This is a genomic window from Pedomonas mirosovicensis, from assembly GCF_022569295.1.
GTDB classification, from domain to species: domain Bacteria; phylum Pseudomonadota; class Alphaproteobacteria; order Sphingomonadales; family Sphingomonadaceae; genus Pedomonas; species Pedomonas mirosovicensis.
Map to the genome: position 1 here is coordinate 990,512 of NZ_JAKFIA010000001.1, position 22,515 is coordinate 1,013,026.

General features: G+C 66.2%; 21 protein-coding genes. 10 read left to right on the top strand and 11 right to left on the bottom strand.

Going from position 1 to position 22,515, the window contains the following annotated elements; translation table 11 throughout:
• Positions 1-57: 57 nt before the first annotated feature.
• The 5 genes from hflK to L0C21_RS04725 all read left to right on the top strand — a co-directional run bounded on the left by hflK (position 58) and on the right by L0C21_RS04725 (position 4,451).
• Positions 58-1,104 (top strand): protease modulator HflK, encoded by a 1,047-nt coding sequence (gene hflK, locus L0C21_RS04705; RefSeq protein ID WP_259277258.1) that lies wholly within the window; start codon positions 58-60, stop codon positions 1,102-1,104.
• 17 nt (positions 1,105-1,121) lie between these two features.
• Positions 1,122-1,919, top strand: a complete 798-nt coding sequence (gene hflC, locus L0C21_RS04710; protein WP_259277259.1) for a protease modulator HflC — start codon at positions 1,122-1,124, stop codon at positions 1,917-1,919.
• An 84-nt stretch (positions 1,920-2,003) separates the two neighbouring features.
• Positions 2,004-2,195 carry a DUF2065 domain-containing protein gene (locus tag L0C21_RS04715; protein WP_259277260.1) on the top strand — a complete coding sequence of 64 codons (192 nt, stop codon included), beginning with the start codon at positions 2,004-2,006 and terminating at the stop codon, positions 2,193-2,195.
• 64 nt (positions 2,196-2,259) lie between these two features.
• Complete coding sequence (locus L0C21_RS04720; protein WP_259277261.1) at positions 2,260-3,819, top strand: DegQ family serine endoprotease; 1,560 nt, start codon at positions 2,260-2,262, stop codon at positions 3,817-3,819.
• 86 nt (positions 3,820-3,905) lie between these two features.
• Positions 3,906-4,451 (top strand): GNAT family N-acetyltransferase, encoded by a 546-nt coding sequence (locus L0C21_RS04725; protein WP_259277262.1) that lies wholly within the window; start codon positions 3,906-3,908, stop codon positions 4,449-4,451.
• A gap of 137 nt (positions 4,452-4,588) precedes the next feature.
• Here L0C21_RS04725 and bdcA read toward each other — a convergent pair whose 3' ends face one another.
• The gene (bdcA, locus tag L0C21_RS04730) at positions 4,589-5,302 is read right to left on the bottom strand and encodes an SDR family oxidoreductase (protein ID WP_259277263.1); all 714 of its coding nucleotides are present in this window, start codon (positions 5,300-5,302) and stop codon (positions 4,589-4,591) included.
• A gap of 70 nt (positions 5,303-5,372) precedes the next feature.
• On the opposite strand from bdcA, the gene L0C21_RS04735 reads away from it, so the two are divergent.
• Entirely contained in the window at positions 5,373-5,966 is a 594-nt protein-coding gene (locus L0C21_RS04735; protein ID WP_259277264.1) for a TetR/AcrR family transcriptional regulator, read from the top strand.
• Between the two features lie 83 nt (positions 5,967-6,049).
• On the opposite strand, the gene L0C21_RS04740 is transcribed toward L0C21_RS04735, so the two are convergent.
• From L0C21_RS04740 to L0C21_RS04755, 4 genes are all read right to left on the bottom strand, one after another.
• Positions 6,050-6,490, bottom strand: coding sequence for a DUF3035 domain-containing protein (locus tag L0C21_RS04740; protein WP_259277265.1), 441 nt, complete (start codon positions 6,488-6,490; stop codon positions 6,050-6,052).
• Positions 6,487-7,047 (bottom strand): signal peptidase II, encoded by a 561-nt coding sequence (gene lspA / locus L0C21_RS04745; protein WP_259277266.1) that lies wholly within the window; start codon positions 7,045-7,047, stop codon positions 6,487-6,489. The genes L0C21_RS04740 and lspA overlap by 4 nt, the downstream gene beginning before the upstream one ends.
• Entirely contained in the window at positions 7,037-9,889 is a 2,853-nt protein-coding gene (gene ileS, locus L0C21_RS04750; protein ID WP_259277267.1) for an isoleucine--tRNA ligase, read from the bottom strand. The genes lspA and ileS overlap by 11 nt, the downstream gene beginning before the upstream one ends.
• Before the next feature lie 564 nt (positions 9,890-10,453).
• Positions 10,454-10,900, bottom strand: coding sequence for a MerR family transcriptional regulator (locus tag L0C21_RS04755; protein WP_259277268.1), 447 nt, complete (start codon positions 10,898-10,900; stop codon positions 10,454-10,456).
• A 100-nt stretch (positions 10,901-11,000) separates the two neighbouring features.
• Here L0C21_RS04755 and L0C21_RS04760 point away from each other — a divergent pair, with 100 nt between their 5' ends.
• Positions 11,001-11,657 carry a cation efflux transmembrane domain-containing protein gene (locus tag L0C21_RS04760; protein ID WP_259277269.1) on the top strand — a complete coding sequence of 219 codons (657 nt, stop codon included), beginning with the start codon at positions 11,001-11,003 and terminating at the stop codon, positions 11,655-11,657.
• A 195-nt stretch (positions 11,658-11,852) separates the two neighbouring features.
• Here L0C21_RS04760 and L0C21_RS04765 read toward each other — a convergent pair whose 3' ends face one another.
• From L0C21_RS04765 to L0C21_RS04780, 4 genes are all read right to left on the bottom strand, one after another.
• The gene (locus L0C21_RS04765; RefSeq protein ID WP_259277270.1) at positions 11,853-12,515 is read right to left on the bottom strand and encodes a spermidine synthase; all 663 of its coding nucleotides are present in this window, start codon (positions 12,513-12,515) and stop codon (positions 11,853-11,855) included.
• Between the two features lie 169 nt (positions 12,516-12,684).
• Positions 12,685-13,644 carry a biotin synthase BioB gene (gene bioB, locus L0C21_RS04770; RefSeq protein ID WP_259277271.1) on the bottom strand — a complete coding sequence of 320 codons (960 nt, stop codon included), beginning with the start codon at positions 13,642-13,644 and terminating at the stop codon, positions 12,685-12,687.
• Positions 13,645-13,760: 116 nt separating this feature from the next.
• Positions 13,761-15,497, bottom strand: coding sequence for a chloride channel protein (locus tag L0C21_RS04775; protein ID WP_259277272.1), 1,737 nt, complete (start codon positions 15,495-15,497; stop codon positions 13,761-13,763).
• Between the two features lie 102 nt (positions 15,498-15,599).
• Complete coding sequence (locus L0C21_RS04780) at positions 15,600-16,586, bottom strand: bifunctional riboflavin kinase/FAD synthetase (protein ID WP_259277273.1); 987 nt, start codon at positions 16,584-16,586, stop codon at positions 15,600-15,602.
• A gap of 201 nt (positions 16,587-16,787) precedes the next feature.
• On the opposite strand from L0C21_RS04780, the gene L0C21_RS04785 reads away from it, so the two are divergent.
• Positions 16,788-17,174: a response regulator gene (locus tag L0C21_RS04785; protein ID WP_259277274.1), complete on the top strand. Its 387-nt coding sequence runs from the start codon at positions 16,788-16,790 to the stop codon at positions 17,172-17,174.
• Positions 17,175-17,399: 225 nt separating this feature from the next.
• Here L0C21_RS04785 and L0C21_RS04790 read toward each other — a convergent pair whose 3' ends face one another.
• On the bottom strand, positions 17,400-18,830 hold the full coding sequence (locus L0C21_RS04790) for an aldehyde dehydrogenase family protein (RefSeq protein ID WP_259277275.1): 1,431 nt from the start codon (positions 18,828-18,830) through the stop codon (positions 17,400-17,402).
• Positions 18,831-19,193: 363 nt separating this feature from the next.
• On the bottom strand, positions 19,194-20,123 hold the full coding sequence (locus L0C21_RS04795; RefSeq protein WP_259277276.1) for a LysR family transcriptional regulator: 930 nt from the start codon (positions 20,121-20,123) through the stop codon (positions 19,194-19,196).
• 115 nt (positions 20,124-20,238) lie between these two features.
• Between L0C21_RS04795 and L0C21_RS04800 the strand changes: the two genes are divergently transcribed.
• Both L0C21_RS04800 and L0C21_RS04805 read left to right on the top strand, forming a co-directional pair.
• Positions 20,239-21,411: an MFS transporter gene (locus L0C21_RS04800; protein ID WP_259277277.1), complete on the top strand. Its 1,173-nt coding sequence runs from the start codon at positions 20,239-20,241 to the stop codon at positions 21,409-21,411.
• A gap of 26 nt (positions 21,412-21,437) precedes the next feature.
• A complete protein-coding gene (locus L0C21_RS04805) occupies positions 21,438-22,472 on the top strand; it encodes an aldo/keto reductase (protein ID WP_259277278.1) in 1,035 nt (344 codons plus the stop codon).
• The last annotated feature ends 43 nt before the right edge of the window (positions 22,473-22,515 follow it).

Sequence of the window (22,515 nt, forward strand, 5' to 3'; positions counted from 1 at the left end):
TTGTGGATTTTGGCGCTTATATAGGCGCTCAAGGACGAGGAAAGCAGCAGGAATAGAATGCCCTGGCAAAACAATGGCGGTAGCGGCGGCCCGTGGGGGTCTGGAGGCGGTTCCGGCGGCGGGCCGCGCAATCCCTGGGGTGGCGGCTCCGGCGGCGGTGGCGGAGGGCAGCAGCCCCCCAACCTGGATGACCTGATCCGGCGCGGGCAGGAAAAGCTGCGCGCATCGCTTCCCGGTGGAGCCGGCGGCGGCAGCATCCTGGGCTTGGCCGTTGGCGCCCTGGTGGTTCTATGGCTTGCCACCTCTTCTGTCTATCGGGTCAACGCCGATGAGGTGGGTGTGGTTCAGCGCTTTGGCGCATATGTGCGCCAGAGCTATCCGGGCCTGCACTTCAAGCTGCCCGCGCCCATCGAGACCGTCACCAAGCCCAAGGTGACGCAGGAGAACACCATCGAGATCGGCAGCGCCGACCGGGCGACGGAAACCCTGGTGCTGACCTCCGACCAGAACATTGTCGACATCTCCTACACGGTGCGCTGGAAGATCAAGGACGCGCCGAACTACCTGTTTCATCTGGCCAATCCGGAGCTGACCATTCGCGAGGTGGCGGAATCGGCCATGCGCGAGGCCATTTCCAACACGCCGCTCGATGCCGCCATCGGCGAGCAGCGCGGCCAGGTGGCCCAGCGGGTGCAGACCCGCGTGCAGGAAGTGCTCGACAGCTACAACGCCGGCATCGAGATCACCGGCATCTTCTTCCGCCAGGTGGACCCGCCGGCGGCGGCCGAGCAGGCGTTCAAGGACGTCTCCGCCGCGCAGCAGGACGCGCAGAGCTTCATCAACCAGGCCAATGCCTACCGCCAGCAGCTGGTGGCCAAGGCGCAGGGCGAGGCGGCGCGCTTCAACGCGGTCTATACCCAGTACCGGCTGGCCCCGGCGGTGACGCGCAAGCGCATCTATCTGGAGACCATGGAGGACGTGCTCTCGGACGTGGACAAGGTCATCCTCGATTCCAAGAACAGCAACGTGGTGCCCTATCTGCCGCTCGATCAGCTGCGGAAGCGGCGTGAGCCGGCGCCCGCCGCCACGACGGCAACCGAGTAACCGGAGAGCGAACAGCCATGCCCCGTTCCCTTATCAGCATTGTCGTGCTGGCGGTCCTCGGTTTGATCGTCCTGACCAACTCCATCTTCACGGTGAGCGAGACCAAGCAGGCGATCGTCCTGCGGCTGGGCAAGCCGCAGCGCATCGTCCGCGAGCCGGGTATCGCGTTCAAGGTGCCGCTCATCGAGAACGTCATCCTGCTCGAGAACCGCATTCTCGACCTCGACATGCCGCAGCAGGAAGTGCTCTCCACCGACCAGTTGCGCCTGGTGGTGGACGCCTTCGCCCGCTTCCGCATCGTTGATCCCCTGACCACCTACCGCTCGGTCGGCTCGGAAGAGGGGGCCAAGCGCCGTCTCTCCGGCATTCTCGCCTCGCGCCTGCGCGACGAGCTGGGCCGCCAGCCGTTCACCGCCCTGCTCTCGCCCGAGCGCGGCCAGGTGATGGAGGTGGTGCAGTCCTCGGTGAACCGCGAGGCCAAGCGCTTCGGGGCCGAGATCGTCGACGTGCGGATCAAGCGCGCCGACCTGCCGACGGGCGACCCGCTCAATTCCGCCTTCGAGCGGATGCGGACGGCCCGCCAGCAGGAAGCCCGCGCCATCCGCGCGCAGGGCGCCAAGCAGGCCGAGATCATCCGCGCCGAGGCGGACGCGGAAGCCGCGAAGATCTACGCCGACAGCTTCGGCCAGGATCCGGAGTTCTTCGCCTTCTACCGGTCGATGCAGGCCTATCGCCAGTCGCTCTCCAACCGGGAGAACACCTCGATCATCCTCTCGCCCGACAGCGAGTTCCTGAAGGAACTTGAGGGCCGGTAACACGCCTTCCGGCGGGCAGGCCCGCGCCTTGGGCGCGCGGGCCTGCCCTCGGAATATCCGGAACAGGGGGCGCGAAACCCGTTCATGGTAGACTTTCTTGCCGCATTGGGCGTTGCGCTGATTTTGGAGGGGGTGGCCTATGCGCTCTTTCCCGATGCGATGCGCCGGATGATCGCCCAGGTGCTGGCAACGCCGAACCAGCTGGTGCGCGCGGCTGGTCTTGCGGCGGCGCTCTTTGGTCTTATTCTTGTGTGGCTTGCGCGTGGCGCGACTTGATCGGGCCGGGCCCTTGCGACCATAACGAGCTTATAACAACAAAACTGCTCAGGAGAACCGATCCGTGCGTAGCCGTTTTTCCGTTCTTCGTTCGGCAATGCTTGCTGCCGTGGCGGCCAGCGCCGCCATCGGAAGTATGCAAGCTCCGGCCCTGGCGCGTCCGGCACCGGAAAGCTTTGCCGACCTTGCGGCAACGCTGCAACCGGCCGTCGTCAACATCTCGACGACCCAGCAGGTGGAGGTGGGCCGCCAGATCCCCGGCATGCCCGCGCTGCCGCCCGGCTCGCCCTGGGAAGAGTTCTTCCGCCGCTTCATGGAGGAGCGCGGCTCGAACGGCGAGGAGCAGGGTGAGCCCATCACCCGCGAGGCCCGCTCGCTGGGTTCGGGTTTCATCATCGACCCGAGCGGCTACATCGTCACCAACAACCACGTCATCACCGGCCGCGACGGCCAGACGGTGGTGGACAAGATTACGGTCATTCTCAACAACGACCAGCGCTACGAGGCGCGCGTGGTGGGCCGCGACCCGGCGACCGACCTGGCGCTGTTGAAGATCGACGCGACCAACCTGCCCTACGTGCAGTGGGGCGACAGCGAATCCGCCCGCGTGGGCGATTGGGTGATCGCCATTGGCAACCCGTTCGGCCTCGGCGTCACGGTGACGGCGGGCATCGTCTCGGCGCTGCACCGTGAGATCGGCGTTGGCCAGTATGACCGGCTGATCCAGACCGACGCCTCCATCAACCGGGGCAACTCGGGCGGCCCGATGTTCGATGCCAACGGCCGCGTCATCGGCATCGCCACCGCCATCCTGTCGCCCACCGGCGGCAACATCGGCATCGGCTTCGCCATCCCGGCCGAACAGGCCAAGCCGGTCATCGACCAGCTGCGGACGCTCGGCAAGGTGCGCCGCGGCTGGCTGGGCGTTCGCATCCAGGTGGTGAGCGAGGACATCGCCGAGGGCCTTGGTTTCAAGGAGCCCAAGGGCGCGATCGTCGCCAACGTGGAGGAGAACACCCCGGCGGCCCAGGCAGGCGTGAAACAGGGCGATGTGATCCTGAAGTTCGACGGCAAGGAGGTGGACCGCCACCACTCGCTGCAGTCCATCGTGTCGGAGACCAAGATTGGTTCCACCGTCAACATGGAAGTCCTGCGCGAGGGCAAGCCGATGACGCTGCGGGTGACCGTGGCTGAGCGGCCGCTGGGTGATGGCCTGGCCGGCCCTGAGCCGGAGCAGCCGAAGCAGGAACAGGTGGAAGGCGAGAGAACCGACCAGCACCTCGGGCTGGGCCTGCAGCCGCTGACGCAGGAGGTGCGCCAGCGCCTCGGCCTCGACTCGGATGTCTCCGGCGTCGTTATTTCCAGCGTCAACCCGGCCAGCGATGCCGCCGCCAAGGGGCTGCAGCCGGGCGATGTGCTGCTCGCCATCAACCAGAAGCGCGTCAGCTCGCCGAATGAGGCCGCCGCGCTGGTGGATGCGGCCCGCAAGGCCGGTCGCGATGCGGTGGTGCTGCTGGTGCAGCGCGGCGAAGATGTCATTCACCTCGGCATCCGCATGATGGAGGTGAAGGACAAGGAGAACGGCAAGGATAAGGGCAAGGCTCCCGCCGACGGCAAGAAGTAAGCCACGCCGGCTTGCAAGCCTGCTATTCCTCTCCCCCGTCCGAGGTTCGCCTTGGGCGGGGGATTTGCTTTTAAGGGAGAAGCAAGATGCAGGCTGACATTACCATTCGCCCGGCAACAACCGCGGACCGACAGGCGGTGGCGGCGCTGCATACGGCCAACTGGCAGGACGCCTATCGGGGCCTGATGCCGGACGCCTATCTGGACGGCGCATTGGCGGCCGAGATGCAGGACGCATGGGCGCAGAAGTTCCGGCACATGGCGGATGTTGCGACCTCCACCGTGCTCGTCGCGGAGCGGGGAGGCCAGCTCCTCGGCTTCATCCGGCTGGTCGCGAACGCCGACCCCCGTTGGGGCCACTACATCGATAACCTCCACGTCAGCGCCGAGGCGCGCGGGCTGGGCGTGGGCCGCGCCCTGTTCCGCGCGGGCGCTGAATGGGCCTTAGAGCGCGGCGGCGAGGCAGGGCTCCATCTCCTCGTCTACGCCGACAACGGCGCTGCACGGGCCACCTACGCCCGCTGGCAGGGCAGGGAAGTGGAGGCGTTCCTCGACGACGCGCCCTATGGCGGGAAAATCCCCGCCATGCGGGTGGCGTGGCCCTCGTGCGCTGCGGTGGTTGGGGAAGGGTAGTTTGTTTTTTGCAGGAGGAGCCCTGTGCGCGGAGGCGCACAAACAACAGGCTCTCCTCTTGGCAACCTCCCGTTCTTTCTATCGGGCCGCGTCCTTCAGGGAGGGAGCGCCTTCCTGTCTGGAGTGCGCCTGTACGATCAGGCGCCGAACGCGCCGTCGATCGTGTGCATCGCGCCGGTTACGAAGCTTGCCTCCGGACCCGCGAGCCAGGATACCATCCCGGCAACCTCATCGGGATGCCCATGGCGCTTGATGGCCATGAAACTGTGCATTAGATCCTTCATTGGCCCGTCCGCCGGGTTGGCATCGGTATCGATCGGCCCCGGCTGCACGACGTTGATGGTGATGCCGCGTGGGCCAAAATCCCGCGCCAGGCCGCGCGCCATTCCCTGCAAAGCGGACTTGCTGAGGGCATAGGATGCCATGCCCGGAACAGGCATCCGGTCACCGTTCACGGAGCCGATCACGATGATCCGCCCCCCTTCCGGCATCTGCCGGGCAGCCTCGACTGACGCGTGGTAAGGAGCATGGACGTTGATCCGGAAAAGGCGATCGATCTCGTCCGGGTCCTGTTCGAGCGCATCGCCGAAAATGGCGATGCCGGAGTTGACCACCAGCACGTCCAGAGGCCCGCTTTCGCGCACGCGCGCGATTACGGCGTCCCGGTCGGCGCTGTCGGTCAGGACCGCCGTGCTGCCTGTCTCGGCTGCCAGTTGCTCCGCCGCCTCACGCGAACCGGCATAGGTGAACGTCACATGGGCACCGTCCGCTGCAAAGCGCCGGACGATGGCGGCACCGATGCCGCGGCTGCCACCCAGAACGAGAACGGACTTTCCTTCAAACCTGGCCATCGGGCCCTCCTTGCATTTAATGTAGGACTCGCTACATAACACCCAGCCGGATCGGGTCAAGGATTTTATAGTGACTACTACAAAAAATGTTCGCCAGCGTGGCCGTCCCCGCCGCTTCGATCCCGACGAAGGCGTGGCGACGGCGCAGCGTCTGTTTCATGCACGCGGATACGACGCCGTCAGCGTTGCCGACGTCACCGATGCGCTCGGCATCAATCCGCCCAGCTTCTACGCCGCCTTCGGAAACAAAGCCGAGCTCTATGCGCGTGTTCTTGATCGCTATTCCCGCACCGGCGGCATTCCGCTCACGCAGATCCTGGCCCCGGACCGCCCGGTTGCCGAAGCGCTGACGGCCGTGCTGGAGGAGGCCGCCCGCCGCTATGCCGCCGACCCGGACGCAGGAGGGTGCCTTGTGCTGGAGGGCACGCGTTGCAACGATCCTGCCGCGCGCGATGCCGCCCGCTCCCTCAATCTCGCGGCTGAGGATTTGATCCGCCGCTACATCGCGGCGCGCCACCCGGAACAGGCCGAGTCCCTGACGGACTTCATCAGCACCACCATGTCCGGGCTCTCCGCCAAGGCGCGGAATGGACACAGTCAGGAGCAGCTCCTGGCCACCGCCCGCCTCGCCGGCCTGGCCGTCGCCCAGTTCCTCTCCAGATAACGGGGGCCAGGGGGCGAGCCCCCTGCAAAGAAAAAAGCGGCGCTGTTGCGCCGCTTTTTTTGTAATCCGGTGCCGAAAGAGGCTCAGCCCGCCTTGGCGATGGTGGCCGTCTCCGGCTGGCGATCGCCCGGCTGGGCGTCCAGCAGGTCTTTCAGGAATGCGCCGGTGTCGGCGACGGTGGTTCCGTCGTCGCGCAGGGCGGAGCGGATGTCCGGTTCGGCATGGCTCGCCTTGGCGGCATCGAGCAGGGCCTGCTCGCCCGGCGACTTGGGCGGAACGCTCGCGCCTTCGCCGAACAGGGCCTCGACAGCCTGGCTCTGGGCGTCCACCTCGTGCGGGCGGGGTTCACCCGGCCGCGGCGGGCGCAGGTTGAAATCGGGCGGCACAACCAGCGGCGCCTGGCGGGCGACCGCCAGCTCGTCCGGGCCTGCGCCGGCGCTGAACGACTTGGACCGGCTGGCGCAGCCGGAGAGGGCCAGAAGGGCCACGGCGCTAAGCCCGATAAGGGTGCGGGTGCTGATCATTCAGCCGACTCCACTCTGTTATTCTGTTCCTGCTTTCTTAGGCTGAGAAGCAGGATGATCGCAACGCCAATGGTGATGGCCGCGTCCGCCACATTGAAAACGTAGCTCCAGTAGGGGATGCCCTTCACGTCGATGAAGTCTGCCACGGCCCCGAAGCGGGTGCGGTCGATGATGTTGCCGATGGCCCCGCCGAGGATGCCGCCCAGCGCCACGGCCTGCCAGCGACTGCGCTCCCGCCACAGCCAGACGGCCACGAAGATGGAAATGGCGGCGGTCAGCGCAATCAGCAGCCAGCGGCCCATGTCGGACTTTGCCGTGAGCAGGCCGGTGGAGACGCCCCGGTTCCACACCATGGTCAGGTGCAGGAAGCCGTTGACGATCGGCACGGAGATCTTCTCCGGCAGGCGAAAGACCTCCAGAATCCACCACTTGGAGACCTGATCCGCCACCAGCACGACGGCGGCGAACGCATAGCCGAGAAGGCGATGCGTCGCGCGCGGCGGCACGTCCTCTCCCGAGGAGCGTGGCCAACCGGGAAAGGCCGGGTCAGGCCGCATTCACCACCTCTTCGCAGCGCAGGCACAGGTCCGGCTGAGCTGGATTGCGGCCTACTTCTGGCAGAACCCGCCAGCAGCGGTTGCACTTGTGTCCCTCGGCCTTCCGGGTGACGACGGCAACGCCGCCCACCTCATCCAGCGCGAAGGCTTCAAGCGGCGGCTGGTCGAGCGACACGGTCAGGTCCGAGGTAATGCAGATTTCCGCCATGTCCACCGTGGAAAGCAGGTGGGAGTCGGCCGATTCGGTCACATACAGCACCGGCGAGGACTCGAGGCTCGCGCCGATGCGCTTCTCGCGCCGGTCGATCTCCAGCGCGCCGGTGACGACCGAGCGCACCTCGCGGATGCGCTTCCACTTGGACGCCAGCGCATCGTCGCGCCACCCGGCCGGGATTTCGGGCCACAGCTCCAGGTGCACGCTGCCGTCTTCCGACGGGAAGCGGGCCTGCCACGCTTCCTCGGCGGTGAAGACGAGGATGGGGGCCAGCCACTTGGTGAGGCAGTGGAACAGCAGGTCCATCACCGTGCGGCAGGCGCGGCGGCGCACGCTGTCCTTGGCGTCGCAGTAGAGGCTGTCCTTGCGGATATCGAAGTAGAACGACGACAGGTCGTTGATGCAGAAGCTATGCAGCGCCGTGTAGTACGGGTTGAAATCGAACCCGTTGGCATGCTCGCGCAAGTAAGCATCCATCTCGACGAGACGGTGCATCACCCAGCGCTCCAGCTCCGGCATCTGGTCGAACGGCAGTTTTTCCTCTTCCGAGAAGCCGTCGAGCGCGCCCAAGAGGTAGCGCAGCGTGTTCCGCAGCTTGCGGTAGGCGTCCACCTGCCCGGCCAGGATCTCCTTGCCGATGCGGACGTCGCTGAAATAGTCGGTCGAGACCACCCACAGACGCAGGATGTCCGCGCCGTTTTCCTTGATGATCGTCAGCGGGTCGATGACGTTGCCCTTGGACTTGGACATCTTCTCGCCCTTGGAATCGAGCGTGAAGCCGTGGGTCATCACCGCGTTGTAGGGCGCGCGGCCCCGGGTGCCGCAGCTCTCCAGCAGCGAGGACTGGAACCAACCGCGATGCTGGTCCGAGCCTTCGAGGTACAGGTCCGCCGGCCACTGGAGGGCGGGCCAGGTGCCGCTTTCCAGCACGAAGCTGTGGGTCGAACCAGAGTCGAACCACACGTCGAGGATGTCCTTGGCCTGCTCGAAGTCGGCAGCGTCGTACTTGTCGCCCAGGAACTGCTGCGCCGGGGTGACGTACCAGGCGTCCGCGCCGCCCTCGCGCACCGCCTCGACGATGCGGGCGTTGACCTCTTCGTCCTGCAGGATCTCGCCGGTCTTCTTGTTCACGAACACGGTGATGGGCACGCCCCACGCGCGCTGGCGGGAGAGCACCCAATCCGGCCGGCTCTCGACCATCGAGCGGATGCGGTTCTTGCCCTGCGCCGGCACCCAGCGGGTATCGTCAATGGCCTTGAGTGCCGTAGCCCGCAGGCCGGTCTTGTCGAGCGACACGAACCACTGCGGCGTGTTGCGGTAGATGAGCGGGGCCTTAGAGCGCCAGCTGTGCGGATAGCTGTGGACGAGATCGCCCTGCGACAGCAGCGCGCCCGCGCCTTCCAGCAGCTCGCAGATCCTTGGCGCGACCTTGTAGACATGCTCGCCCGCCACGAGGGCCACGGTATCGTAGTAGCGGCCGTCCTCGGCGACGGTGAAGGGAGCCTCGATGCCGAACTTCTGGCCGACGGCGAAGTCCTCCTCGCCGTGGCTCGGCGCGGTGTGGACGAGGCCGGTGCCGGTATCGGTCGTCACATGATCGCCCGGCAGCAGGGGCACGTCGAAGTCGTAGTGGCCATTGGCATCCGGGTGGCCGCGCCACGGGTGGGCGCAGATGGTGCCTTCCAGCTGCGCGCCGGTCAGAGCTTCGGTGGCGTTCCAGGCGAGGATGCCGGCGCGCTTGGCGAATTCCGCCACCAGCGCTTCGGCCACGAGGAAGCGGTCGCCCACCTTGGCGCGCGCGTCCTCGCTCACTTCGCTCACGTCGATGACGAGATACTCAAGCTCCGGCCCGTAGGCGATGGCGCGGTTGGCCGGGATGGTCCACGGGGTCGTGGTCCAGATCACGGGGCGGGCCTTCAGCAGCACGGCGCGCGGGCTGGAGACCACGGGGAAGGCCACGTCGATCATGGTCGAGGTGTGGTCGTGGTATTCCACCTCCGCCTCGGCCAGCGCGGTTTTCTCGACCGGCGACCACATCACCGGCTTGGAGCCGCGATAAAGGCTGCCGTTCATGGAGAACTTCAGCAGTTCGCCCACAATGGTGGCCTCGGCTTCGAAGGCCATGGTGGTGTAGGGGTTCTCCCAATCGCCCGTGATGCCGAGCCGCTTGAACTGCTCGCGCTGCACGCCCAGCCAGTGGGCGGCAAAGGCCCGGCATTCCTTGCGGAACTCGACCGGGTCCACCTCGTCCTTGTTCTTGCCCTTCTTGCGGTACTGCTCCTCGATCTTCCACTCGATGGGCAGGCCGTGGCAGTCCCAGCCGGGCACATAGGGCGCATCCTTGCCCTGCATCTGCTGGGCGCGGGTGATGACGTCCTTCAAAATCTTGTTGAGCGCATGGCCGATGTGAATGTCGCCGTTCGCATACGGGGGGCCGTCGTGCAGGATGAACTTCGGGCGGCCCGCGGCGGCTTCGCGCAGGCGCTGGTAGAGGCCCAGCTTCTCCCAGCGCTCCAGCCACTGGGGTTCCTGCGCGGCAAGGCCCGCCTTCATGGGAAAGCCGGTCTTGGGCAGGAAGACGGTGGCGCGATAGTCGGTCTTGGTCTCTTGGCTGTTGTCAGCGGTCATGCGGCACTCGGCAATTTGCAATTGGCGTCAGGTTCTCTGGGTAAAAGCAAAACGACCCCGGCCCCGCAGCAACTCACGAGGCCGGGCCAATAATTCGCGTCTGGAACCAGGACCCAAGCATGGCCCGGTTCTAGCGGGGAAGCGCAAGGGTGTCGAGGGCCATGGGTGGGCAGGGGGGACGGCGCAGCCCCGCCCGTGAGGGGAGGGGAGACTTCGCCATCCGCACAAAAAAGACGCCGGTGAAGATCACCGGCGCCAGGGTTCAGGGGAGGAGGAAATCGAAAGCAATCTTAAGCAAATTCAGAACAGGCACTCATACTTACGACAGACGGTTACACCGAAGATAAGAGGTACGGGGGCAGGACACGCGCTGACGGACGTGCCGTCTGGGAGTCGGGAGAGGCGCATGTCCTGCCTGCCCGATCGACGGACCACAGTTCAATGTCGTCAGGTCTGCATAACCCTCCGTGTCTGAACCGTAACTGAATGATGCCGCAGTGCGGTAGACAGGCCGGGTACGGCGCGCGATGACTTGCGCCCGTGAGGGACCGAAACTGCTAAGCCTCAATCCGCCAAGGAAGATTCCCGTAGATCGCCGGCTGTAGAATGGCTTGGGGCTGGCTGACTGAGAGCGGTGAGGATTCCGCATTCGGACACCGTGCCGTGGGCGCAATGGCCGATGAGCTGGGAGAGTTCCGCCTCCAGCGCCTCCAGCTGGCGGATCTTGCGGCGGATTTCGCCCCGGTGCTCCCGCGCCAGCCGGTCCACGTCCGCGCACGGCTGGTCCGGATGCCCGGCGAGTTGAATGAGCGTGGTGATCGCCTCGATGGAGAAGCCCAGGTCCCGCGCCTGCCGGATGAAGTTCAGCCGCTCCAGATGCGCGCGGCCATAAAGCCGCCGGTTGCCCGCCGTGCGCGGCGGCTGGGGCATGAGGCTGATGGACTCATAGTAGCGGATGGTCGGAATCTTCACGCCCGTCTCGCGGGAAAGAGCGCCGATGGTGAGGTCCATGGAAAAAGCCTCTTGCTCCTCTAGTGACTAGAGATCCTAAATAGGAAGCCATGGCGGCGGCGGGAAGAGTCGCGCATCGGCAATTCCAAGGAGCAGAACGATGGCAACCAGTTGCGGAACCCAGAAAACTCAGGCCTCTACGGGCTGCTGCGGCTGTTCCAGCGGCACGGTGACGTTCGACGGCACGGACCGGCGCTACCGGCAGGTGCTATGGGTCATCATCGTGCTCAACGCCGCCATGTTCTTCGTGGAGATGGGCGGGGGCCTTGCCTCCGGCTCGCTCGCGCTTCAGGCGGACAGCCTCGATTTCGCGGGCGATGCCATGACCTACGGCCTGTCGCTCGCCGTCATCGGCATGGCCGCCGCCGTGCGGGCGAAGGCCGCGCTGCTCAAGGGGCTGAGCCTCGGGCTGATCGCTGCCTACATCCTCGGCTCGGCGCTTTACCGCACCTTCGTTGTCGGCGTGCCCGAACCGCTAACCATGGGCGTCATCGGCATCGCCGCGCTGGCGGTGAACCTCGGCTCCGTCGCCCTCTTGTGGAAGTGGCGCGAGGGCGACGCCAACGTGCGCTCGGTGTGGCTGTGCTCCCGCAACGACGCCATCGGCAACCTCGCCGTGCTGTTCGCCGCCGGGGTGGTCGCCGTCACCGGCACCAAATGGGCCGACCTCGCCGTCGCGGCGCTCATGTCCTGCCTGTTCCTGCAAACCTCGTTTCAGGTGATCCGCACCGCCCGTGGCGAATTGGCTGCGGCTTAAGCCAAGGGGGTCGCGGACCCCCTTGGCGATCCCCTATTCGTTTTAAAGGGCCGTGTCCGTGATGACGGGTGCGGCCCTTTTCTGTGCCCGGCGCGCTAAATTCCAAAAATCGCAGCGGCTTATGAAGGGCGCGTCCCGATGAAATAAACGGGAGGTTGCCAAGAGGGGTAAGCCCCTCCTGCAAAGAGAATTCAATTACCCACGCGCCTTGGTGGCCAGCCACACCACGTGGCGGGTGCCGTGGGCGCGGATGACCTGTTCTTCCACTTCGAACCCGGCGCGTTTCAGGCGGTTGGTGAAGGGGCCGTTGGGTGTGATGGACCAGACGGCCAGAATCCCGCCGGGTTTCAGCGCGTCGCGGGCGTCGAGCAGGCCGCGGCGCTTGTAGAGGGCGTCGTTGGCGTCCTGCACCAGCCCTTCGGGGCCGTTGTCCACGTCGAGGAGGATGGCGTCATACTCTGAGCCGGGCAGGATGAACTGGGCGACATCGGCCACGGCCAGCGAAACGCGCGGATCATCGAGGCTGTCGCCGAAGATTTCGGCCATGGGGCCACGCGCCCAGGTGACGACTTCCGGCACCAGCTCGGCCACATCGATGCGGGCCTTGGGGCCGAGGGTGCGAAGCGCCGCGCGCAGGGTGAAGCCCATGCCGAGCCCGCCGATGAGGATGCGCGGGGCCGGGTGCGCCGCCAGCTTCTCGCACGCCAGCGTCGCCAGCGCCTCTTCGGACTTGCTGAGGCGGCTGCTCATCAGCTCGATGTTGCCGAGGGTGATGGAGAACTCGGTGTCGCGCTTGTAGAGCTGGAGTTCGCCGCCGTCCGGCAGCGGGGCGGTATCGAGCAACACACGCATTTTCATGTAACAAACTCCACTGGCCACAGCTTACAGGCGATCCGCGCCTCGATGACATGGATCGCACGAAGAAGCGAGCAGCTTCTTGGAACTCGCAAACCATGCCGCACCGATAAACGAAAAGGGAGGCTGCCGTGGGCAGCCTCCCTTCGTCCGTTTCAGCGCTGGCGAGCGCTCAGGCGGCGGCGGTCATGCCGAGGCGCTTGAGCAGGGCGGCGTCGCGGTTCTCCGCCGGGTTGGGGGTGGTCAGCAGCTTCTCGCCGTAGAAGATGGAGCTGGCCCCGGCCATGAAGCAGAGGGCCTGCAACTCGTCCGACATGGTCTCGCGGCCTGCCGACAGGCGCACGACCGACTTCGGCATCACGATGCGCGCAACCGCGATGGTGCGGACGAACTCGAGGCCTTCCAGCTCGTCCTGCCCGTAAAGCGGCGTGCCCTTCACCTGCACCAGCCGGTTGATGGGAACGGACTGCGGGTGCTCCGGCAGGGTGGCGAGCGCGTGGAGCATGCCGACGCGATCCTCGCGGGTCTCGCCCATGCCAACGATGCCGCCCGAGCACACGTTGATGCCCGCCTCGCGCACATGGGAGAGGGTCTCCAGCCGCTCATCGAACGTGCGGGTGGTGATGATCTCCTTGTAGTGCTCGGGCGAGGTGTCGATGTTGTGGTTGTAGTAGTCGAGCCCGGCATCCTTCAGCTTCTGGGCCTGATGGGCCTCCAGCATGCCGAGCGTGACGCAGGCTTCCAGGCCCAGCTCCTTCACGCCCTCGATCATGGCGGAGATGCTCTCGATGTCCTTGTCCTTCGGGCGGGTCCAGGCGGCGCCCATGCAGAAGCGGGAAGCGCCCGCTTCCTTGGCGGCGCGGGCCTGTTCCAGCACCTTCTCCACGTCCATCAGCTTGTCGGCCTTCAGGCCGGTTTCCTTGGCGAACTTGGCCGACTGGGGGCAGTAGGCGCAGTCCTCCGCGCAGCCGCCGGTCTTGATGGACAGCAGCTGGGAGAGCTGAACGGTGTTGGCCGCATGAAACTGGCGGTGAATCGTCTGGGCCTCGAACACGAGGTCGAGGAACGGCCGGTCGAACAGGGCGTGGATTTCCTCGCGGGTCCAGTCGTTGCGAATGGCGGCGTTGGTCATGGGGCGGTCCTTGTTCAGGATGGGGGCCTTATTCAGAATGAAGTGGGCGAAGCGGTAATAGCCCGCCGGGGCGCGGTCAACGCTGCAATGAAGAAAGGGAAGGGGCAAGCCTGCGGTCAGGCCTGTCCCTGTTCGCCGAAAAGGGCCCGCTGCATCTTGTCCAGCTCCTCCGCATAGCGCTTGCGAACGAACTTCTCCGACACGATGCCGAGAAGCTGGCGATCCGGCCCGACAACGGCCAGTTCGTCGGCCTGAGTCTCGTCGAACCGGCGCATCACCTGGGCGATATCCGCCTCGGGCGGCAGCATCTGCTGCTCCTGAATGGCGAGGCTGGCGACGGAGGCATCTGCGGCCAGGTTGGCGGCATAGACGGTGGAGGGCGTGATGATGCCGCAGTAATGCCCAGCTGCGTCCACCACCGCCACCCGCTGGGTGGAGCCGAGGGGGAAGCGTTCCTTGAACTCAGCGACCGAGGCGTCGGCCGGGGTCCGGGGCACGTCGCGCATCAGGCTGCTGGCGGTCAGGGTTCGCACCCAGCCCACATCGCGGGCGCTGCGGATGGTCTCGCCGCGCAGGTGCATCCGCCAGGTGGAGAAGGAGTAGCCGAAGCGCTCCCGCACCACGGCGGAGGAGATCAGCGTTGCTGCGATGACGGCGGAGGTGAGGGCAAAGTCGTGCGTCGCTTCCAGAATGAGGAAGGACATGGTCATGGGTCCGCCGACGACGGCAACGCCCAGCGCCGCCATGCCGACGAGGGCGCCATCCAGCCGGGGCAGATCGATGCCGAGCGCGGCCAGCACCAGCACGTAGATCTGTCCCAACAGCGATCCCATGAATAGGGAGGCGAAGAACAGCCCGCCCCGGAAGTTGAAACCGAGTGAGATGGTGGAGGCGCAGGTTTTGACGAACAGGAGTAGCAGGAGGACGCCGATGCCGGCCGAGCCGATCAGGTCCAGCCTGAGTGCGCCGTGGCCCGCCGAGAGGGCCTGGGGCGAGGCCCAGACGATGGGAATGAGCAGCAGGCCGCCGAGGGCAGGGCGGAGCCAGTCCGGCACGGCAAGGCGGCGGGTGCTGATTTCCACCAGGCTGACGAGCCGCATGAGGCCGATGCCAAACAAGGCGCATAGGGCCCCGAGAACGGCATAGAGCAGATAGTCAGGCGTCAGGATCACCTGGTTAAGATTGCCCGCGATCAGGTAGGGCTCGGCCCCGAGGGTGCGGCCCACCAGCGCGGCGGCGAGGCAGGCGGCGGCAACCGGGGCGATGGCCGACGGCGTGTAGGCGCCCAGCACCACCTCGAAGGCGTAGAAGGAGCCGGTCAGCGGCGCGCCGAAGGCCGCGCCGATGGCAGCGCCTGCTCCCGCGCCGACGAGAATGCGGATATCGCCCCGGCGGAGATTGGCGCGCTGGCCGGCGAGGGAGCCAAGGGTTCCACCCATCTGGGCATAGGCCGCTTCCAGCCCGACCGACGCGCCAACCCCGTTGGAGAGAATGGTTTGGGTGGAAATGTTGGCGGCATCCCGCACCGAAAGGCGGCCGCCATAAAGGGCGTTGGCCTCAACCACGTCGATGGGCGGCTTGGGCCAGAAACGGCGAATGAGGAGCGTGACGAGGCCGAGCGTGAGGCCGCCGAGCGGGAGAATCAGCAGCTGGGCAGGGCGAAGGGCGGAGACCATGCTGAGTCGCCCGGAAATGGGCAGGTCATAAAGGGTGTTTTGCAGCAGGTGCGCCACCAGGCCCTGGAAGACCGCCAGAAGCCCTGCGCCCGCGCCGATGGCAGCAGCCAAGCCGATGAGCCAGCCTTCGCTTGTGCGTACCCGCTCCGCCCAACGCCTGCCGGTCCGCCAGTCCATTTTACTTCCTAGAATCGTTTTATGAGGCCGAGAGTCCCGGCGCGCATAGCACCCTCCTCCCGCACATGCCACGGACGTGTTGCCGCGCTGGGGTCGGTCAGTTCAGTCCGGGGTTCGGGCCAAGGACCGGGGCGGCTTGAAGCGCGACGGCGCATAGGCGGGCTGGCGCAGGATCTTGAGCGCCGTGGCGCAGTCGCTGCCAATCTGCATCTTGAGGGCGTCCAGCCCATCGAAGCGCATCTCGGGGCGGATGAACTCGATCAACTCCACCCGGACGCGGGCGCCGTAAAGATCCCCTGAGAAGTCGAACAGGTGCACTTCCAGCAACTCGCGCGGCGGCGAGAAGGTGGGCCGGATGCCGATGTTGGCAACGCCCTCCACCATCTGCCCGTCCGGCAGGAAGACCCGCACCGCATAGACGCCGTAGCGCGGGCGGGCATAGTCGCCAAGGCTCACGTTCGCGGTGGGGAAGCCGATGGTGCGGCCGCGCTGGTCGCCACCTTCCACCATGCCTTCAATGCCCCACCAACGGCCGAGCAGCCGGGCAGCAAGGGCCACGTCCCCGTCCGCCAGCTTGCGGCGGACGAGGGTGGAGGAGACGGCCTCATCCCCCTCCACGCTGACGGGCGGGACGATGGCTGATGCCATGCCCTGCTGGTCGGCCAGCTGGCGCAGGGTCTCGGTCGTGCCGCTGCGGCCCTTGCCGAAGGTGAAGTCGTAGCCGGAGACCACGCCGCGCAAATGCAGCCGCTCCACCAGTACCTGCTGGAAGAAGTCCTCCGGCGACAGGCGGGCAAGCTGGGCATCGAACGGCAGAACCACCAGAGCGTCCACGCCGAAGGCTTCCATGAGGCGCGCGCGCTCTGAAATGGAGGTGAGCTGGAACGGCGGCTGGTCCGGCTTGAAGAAGCGGGCCGGGTGCGGATCGAAGGTGATGACCAGAAGCGGCCCGCCGCAATCATTGGCGAGCAGGCCGGCTTGCCGCACCACGGCCTGATGGCCGGGGTGAAATCCATCAAAGTTGCCAAGGGCCGCAACGCCGCCCGCCAGGTGGTCCGGCAATGGCTGCTGCCCAGTAATCAGTTCCATGCGACGGCTTCCATTTTGCCGCGTCTATAGGACCACAGGACGGTGGAGCCAAGCCCTTACTGTCCAGAACGGTACGCTGGAAACGGCATGGATAAACGATCTGCTTAACCGAAAATTTAGGACACCACCGTAACTTGCCGCCAAACGGAGGGCCGGAAACCGCCCTCCGGTTGTGGTAAAAATTTAGCTGCGGGTAACAACATGGCTGTCGACCTCTCCATGCCGATCCTGATTGTGGATGACTACAAAACGATGCTTCGCATCGTGCATAACCTGTTGAAACAGATCGGTTTTGAGAACATCGACGAAGCAACGGACGGCTCGATGGCGCTCTCCAAGATGCGCCGCAAGAAGTATGGCCTCGTCATCTCCGATTGGAACATGGAGCCGATGACCGGCTACGAGCTCCTCAAGGAAGTGCGCGCGGACGCCGAACTGAAGGCGACGCCCTTCATCATGGTGACCGCCGAATCGAAGACCGACAACGTCATCGCGGCGAAGAAGGCCGGTGTGAACAATTACATCGTGAAGCCCTTCAACGCCCAGACGCTGAAGCAGAAGCTGGTCTCGGTTCTCGGCGACTTCTAAGCCGGAACAGCATCGCCCGCCGAGGAGACCGGCGGGCGGAGCACGTCAGTACAGCCAGGGCCGCCCTTTCCGGCGGCCTTTTGGCGTTTGTGCTGTTTGGGTTTTGTTTCTTGCAGGGGTCTCGGACCCCTGCACCCCGTTTGTTTTTGGGCCGCGTTAACTAGCGAATGGGGGATTGCCAAGGGGGTTAAGACCCCCTTGGCGAAGAATGGAGAACGCTCGCCCTCAGGCGGCGGCGTAGCCGAGCACGGCCTTGGTTTCCATGAACTCCAGGATGCCGTGAATGCCGAACTCCCGCCCGTTGCCGGACTGTTTGTAGCCGCCGAACGGGGCGCGGGGGTCGAGGCTCGCGCCGTTGATGTGCACGTTGCCCGCGCGCAGGCGGGCGGCGATGCGGCGAGCGCGGTCGAGATTGCCGGAGGTGACGTAGGCGGAAAGGCCGTAGGGCGTGTCGTTGGCGATGCGGATGGCCTCTTCCTCCGTCTCGTAGGGAATGAGCACGAGCACCGGGCCGAACACCTCCTCGCGGGCGATGGTCATGTCGTTGGTCACGTCGGCGAAGAGGGTGGGGCGCACGTAGTAGCCCACGTTCAGCCCCTCCGGCTTGCCGGGGCCGCCGGTGATAAGGCGCGCGCCTTCCTTGATGGCGGTCTCGATGAGCCCCTGAATCTTGTTCCACTGGGCCTCGCTGGCGACCGGCCCGTAGGTGACGCCTTGCTGGCGCGGATTGCCGACGACGACCTTTTCGGCGGCGGCCTTGGCGATGGCGATCGCTTCCTCGTAGCGGGCGTGGGGCAGCAACATGCGGGTGGGAGCGTTGCAGGACTGGCCGGCATTGACGCACACGCTGCGGAAGCCCGCGGTGACCGCCTTCTCGAAATCCGCGTCGTCAAGGATGATGTTGGGGGACTTGCCGCCCAGTTCCTGCGCCACGCGCTTCACGGTGTCCGCCGCGTTCTTGGCAACGAGGATGCCGGCGCGGGTGGAGCCGGTGAAGGAGACCATCGATACGTCCGGGTGCTGGGAGAGCGCCGTGCCTACCGTCGGCCCGTCGCCGTTCACCAGATTGAACACGCCCGCGGGCACGCCCGCCTCATGCAGTACCTCGGCGAAGAGGATGGCGTTGAGCGGGGCGATCTCGGAGGGTTTCAGCACCATGGTGCAGCCTGCGGCCAACGCCGGGGCCACCTTGGCGGCGATCTGGTTGATCGGCCAGTTCCACGGCGTGATCATGGCAACGACGCCGATGGGCTCGCGGAAGATGTGGGTGGTGCCCACCTGCTCCTCGAAGGAGAGGTTCGCCAGCGTCTGGCGCGTGGTGGCGAGGTGAACGAGGCCCATGGCGGCCTGCGCCTTCTGGGCCAGCGACAGGGGGGCGCCCATCTCATCGCAGATGATCTCGGCGATATCAGGCAGGCGGGTCTTGTAGACTTCGATAATGCGGTCGAGAAGGGCGAGCCGCTCCTCCCGGCTGGTCGCTTCCCACGCCGGGAAGGCGGCATGGGCGGCGGCTACGGCCTTGTTCACGTCCGCCCCGGTGCCAAGCGCGATCTGGCCGATGGGCTGTTCGGTGGCCGGGTTGATGACGTCGAGGCGCCCGGAGCCCTCAGGCTCGACCCACGCGCCGTTGATGTAGAACTGGGTGGAGTGCTGCATGGCGACGCTTCTCCCATCTGTGTGTCGCGGTGACCTTGGATCTTTCATAAGCCGTACGAGCGTTCGCTGAAAGGGGCGGCGCATCGCCTTGCCAGGCTTTCCATGCGAAGCGGCGCCGGAACCCGAGGATTCCGGCACCGTCGCCCGCCCGCAAACGCAAGTCTACACACGATGATGGGGAGAGAAGCCGAACGCCGCCAAACGGCTGGCCTGACAGCGCCCGGCCTCGCATAAACCTACGCAAGGAGCGGGCCAATCCAGCCTCCCGTGGCTTTTCAGGGGCTTGGCGCCATCATCTTTGTTGCATAGTCAAAATAGCGTAAAATATTCCGTCAAGTTGAGCCGGGGCTCGCCTTTTCCGGCTTATGAGCCTGCAGAATTGACGCCAATCCATTCCCGTGCCGATTCGACCAGAAAATCGATGAAGGCGCGGGCGCGCGCGGGCAGCAGGTCGCTGCGGCCGAGGTAGACGGCGTGGATGTCCTCTCCGTCGCCGGGGTTGAAGTCCTCCAGCAGGGGAATGAGACGGCCCGCCGCGATGTCCGGGCCGATGTGAAACTGGGCCAACCGTACGATGCCGACGCCATCCAGCGCCAGCTGGCGCGCCGTGTCGCCGTCGCTCACGCGCACGTTGCCGGTGGGCGGGATGAGGACAGTCTGGTCCTCTACCCGGAAGGGCCAGCCGCGCACGCTGCGGCTGAAGGTCCAGCCGATGCGATTGTGGCGCTCCAGCTCCGCCGGGGTGGCGGGCGTGCCGCGCTTGGCAAGGTACGCTGGCGCCGCCACCACGATGCTGCGGCTGGAGCCCAGCTTGCGGGCGATGAGGCTCGGGTTCTGCAGCGGGCCGACGCGGATGGCGATGTCCGCCCGCTCCTCCATCAGATCGACCGCGGTGTCGGAGAGCACGAGATCAAGCGTCACTTCCGGGTAGAGCGCGAGGAAGCGGGGCACCAGCGGCAGGATATAGCGGCGGCCGAACACCAGGTTGCTGTTTACCCGCAGATGTCCGCGCGGGCACGCGCCAACGGAGGCCTGCCGCTCCGCATCTTCCAGATCAGCGAGGATTCGCACGGCGCGATCATAGAACTCCTGCCCCTCGGGCGTCGGTTGTAGCCGCCGGGTGGAACGGAGGAGCAGCCGTGCGCCCAGCCGCGCCTCCAGCCGGGCCACCAGCTTGCTGACGGCCGACGGCGTCATGCCGAAGCGGCGGGCGGCGGCGCTGAACCCACCCAGCTCCACCGCCTTGGCGAACACTTCCATCTCCGCGATGCGGTTGATCTCGGGACGCGGCATTTTGTGATCTCAATTCACAGATGATGTTCCAATCCATCTTCTAGTTCATTTGGCTCCGGCCTGCCATCTGGAGCGTCGCCGTACTGGTGAAGTTGTGGAAGGGATCATTCGAATCATGCCAGTTGCCGTTCTCGCCCTGACGGCCGGTGCCTTCGGCATCGGCACGACGGAATTCATCATCATGGGGCTGCTGTTGCAGGTGGCGGCGGACATGCATGTCAGCGTCGCCACGGCGGGCCTGCTCATCTCGGGTTACGCGCTCGGCGTGTTCGCGGGCGCGCCCATCCTCACCATCGCCACCCGCCACATGCCGCGCAAGGCGGTGCTCTTGGCGCTCATGGCCATCTTCACCGTGGGCAACATCGCCTGCGCCATCGCCCCGAACTATGAACTGCTCATGGCCGCCCGGGTGCTGACCGCACTGGCCCACGGCACCTTCTTTGGCGTGGGCTCGGTCGTTGCCACGGGACTCGTTGAACCGAACAAGCGTGCCTCCGCCATCGCCACCATGTTCACCGGGCTTACCGTCGCCACGCTGCTCGGCGTGCCGTTCGGCTCCTGGCTCGGCCTACAGCTCGGCTGGCGCGCGGCGTTCTGGGCGGTGGCCGTCATCGGCCTCGTGGCGTTTGTCGTGCTGGCGGCGTTCGTGCCGAAGGCGGCGGGCGGCGAGGACGAGCCCGTCAACCTGCGCGAGGAACTGGCCGTGATGGCCCGCCCACAGGTACTGCTGGGCTTCGCCATGACCGTGCTGGGCTATGCCGGGGTGTTTGCAGTCTTTACCTACATCCAGCCGATTCTCACCCGCATCACCGGCTTTTCCGAGGCGGCGGTATCGCCGATCCTGCTGGTGTTCGGCGTCGGCCTGGCCATCGGCAACGTGGCGGGCGGCAAGTGGGCGGACCGCCGCCTGCCGCAGGCGCTCATCGGCACGCTGGCGCTGCTGGTCGCGGCTCTGGTGCTGATGGCCCCGGCCGCCCCGGTGAAGCCGATGGCGGTGCTGATGGTGGGCCTCCTGGGCGCGGCGGCCTTCGCCACGGTCGCGCCGCTGCAACTGTGGGTGCTGGAGAAGGCAGGCAGCGCCGGGCGCAACCTCGCCTCCAGCCTCAACATCGCCGCCTTCAACCTGGGCAATGCGCTCGGCGCATGGGCCGGGGCGGCCACCATCGACCACGGCCCCGGCCTTGCCGCCGTGCCGTGGGTGGCCGCGGGTCTCTCGATTCTGGGGCTGGCTCTGGCAGTGTGGAGCGTGCGTCTCGGCCGGGCCACCGTTCCGGCCACCGTTCTCTGATCGATCGCAAGGAAGGGAAGATCGTCATGGACTATCGCAATCTTGGCGTTTCGGGCCTCAAGGTCTCCGCGCTCAGCTTCGGCACGGGCACGTTCGGGGGCAAGGGGCCGATGTTCTCTGCCTGGGGCCGCACGGATGTGGAGGAAGCCCGGCGGATGGTGGATCTCTGCCTGGAGGCGGGCATCACCCTGTTCGATACGGCGGACGTCTACTCCGATGGCGCGTCGGAGGAGATTCTGGGGCAGGCGATTGCAGGACGGCGGGACTCGGTGCTGATTTCCACCAAGACCAGCCTGCCCATGGGCGACGGGCCGAACGACGCGGGCTCGTCCCGCTTCCGGCTCATCCGCGCCGTCGAGGACTCGTTGCGGCGGCTGGGGACGGACTATATCGACCTTCTCCAGCTTCACGCCTTCGACGCCCACACGCCGGTGGAGGAGGTGGTGGCGACGCTCGACACGCTCGTGCGCTCCGGCAAGGTGCGGTATGTGGGCGCGTCCAACTTCTCCGGCTGGCAGCTGATGAAGTCTCTGGCGGTGGCGGACCGTCACGGCTGGTCCCGCCATGTGGCGCACCAGATCTACTATTCGCTGGTGGGTCGGGATTACGAGTGGGAGCTGATGCCGCTGGGGCAGGACCAGGGCGTTGGCGCGCTGGTGTGGAGCCCGCTGGGGTGGGGCCGTCTCACCGGCAAGATCCGGCGCGGCCAGCCGCTGCCGGAGAACAGCCGCCTGCACGAGACGGCGCAGTTCGGCCCGCCGGTGGAGGATGAGCGGCTGTACCGGGTGGTCGACGCGCTGGACGAGATCGCCCTTGAGACCGGCCGAACGATCCCGCAGGTCGCCATCAACTGGCTGCTGGCGCGGCCCACCGTCTCCTCCGTCATCATCGGGGCGCGCACGGAAGCGCAGCTGCGGGACAATCTGGGGGCGGTCGGCTGGCAGCTCACGCCGGAGCAGATCGCCCGGCTGGACGCCGCCAGCGCAGTGGTGCCGCCCTATCCCTACTACCCCTACCACCTGCGGGACGGCTTCCGGCAGCTCAACCCGCCCATGGTGTGAGACTGGCGGCGGGCAGGGGCCAATCCCAAAGCAAAACGGGCGC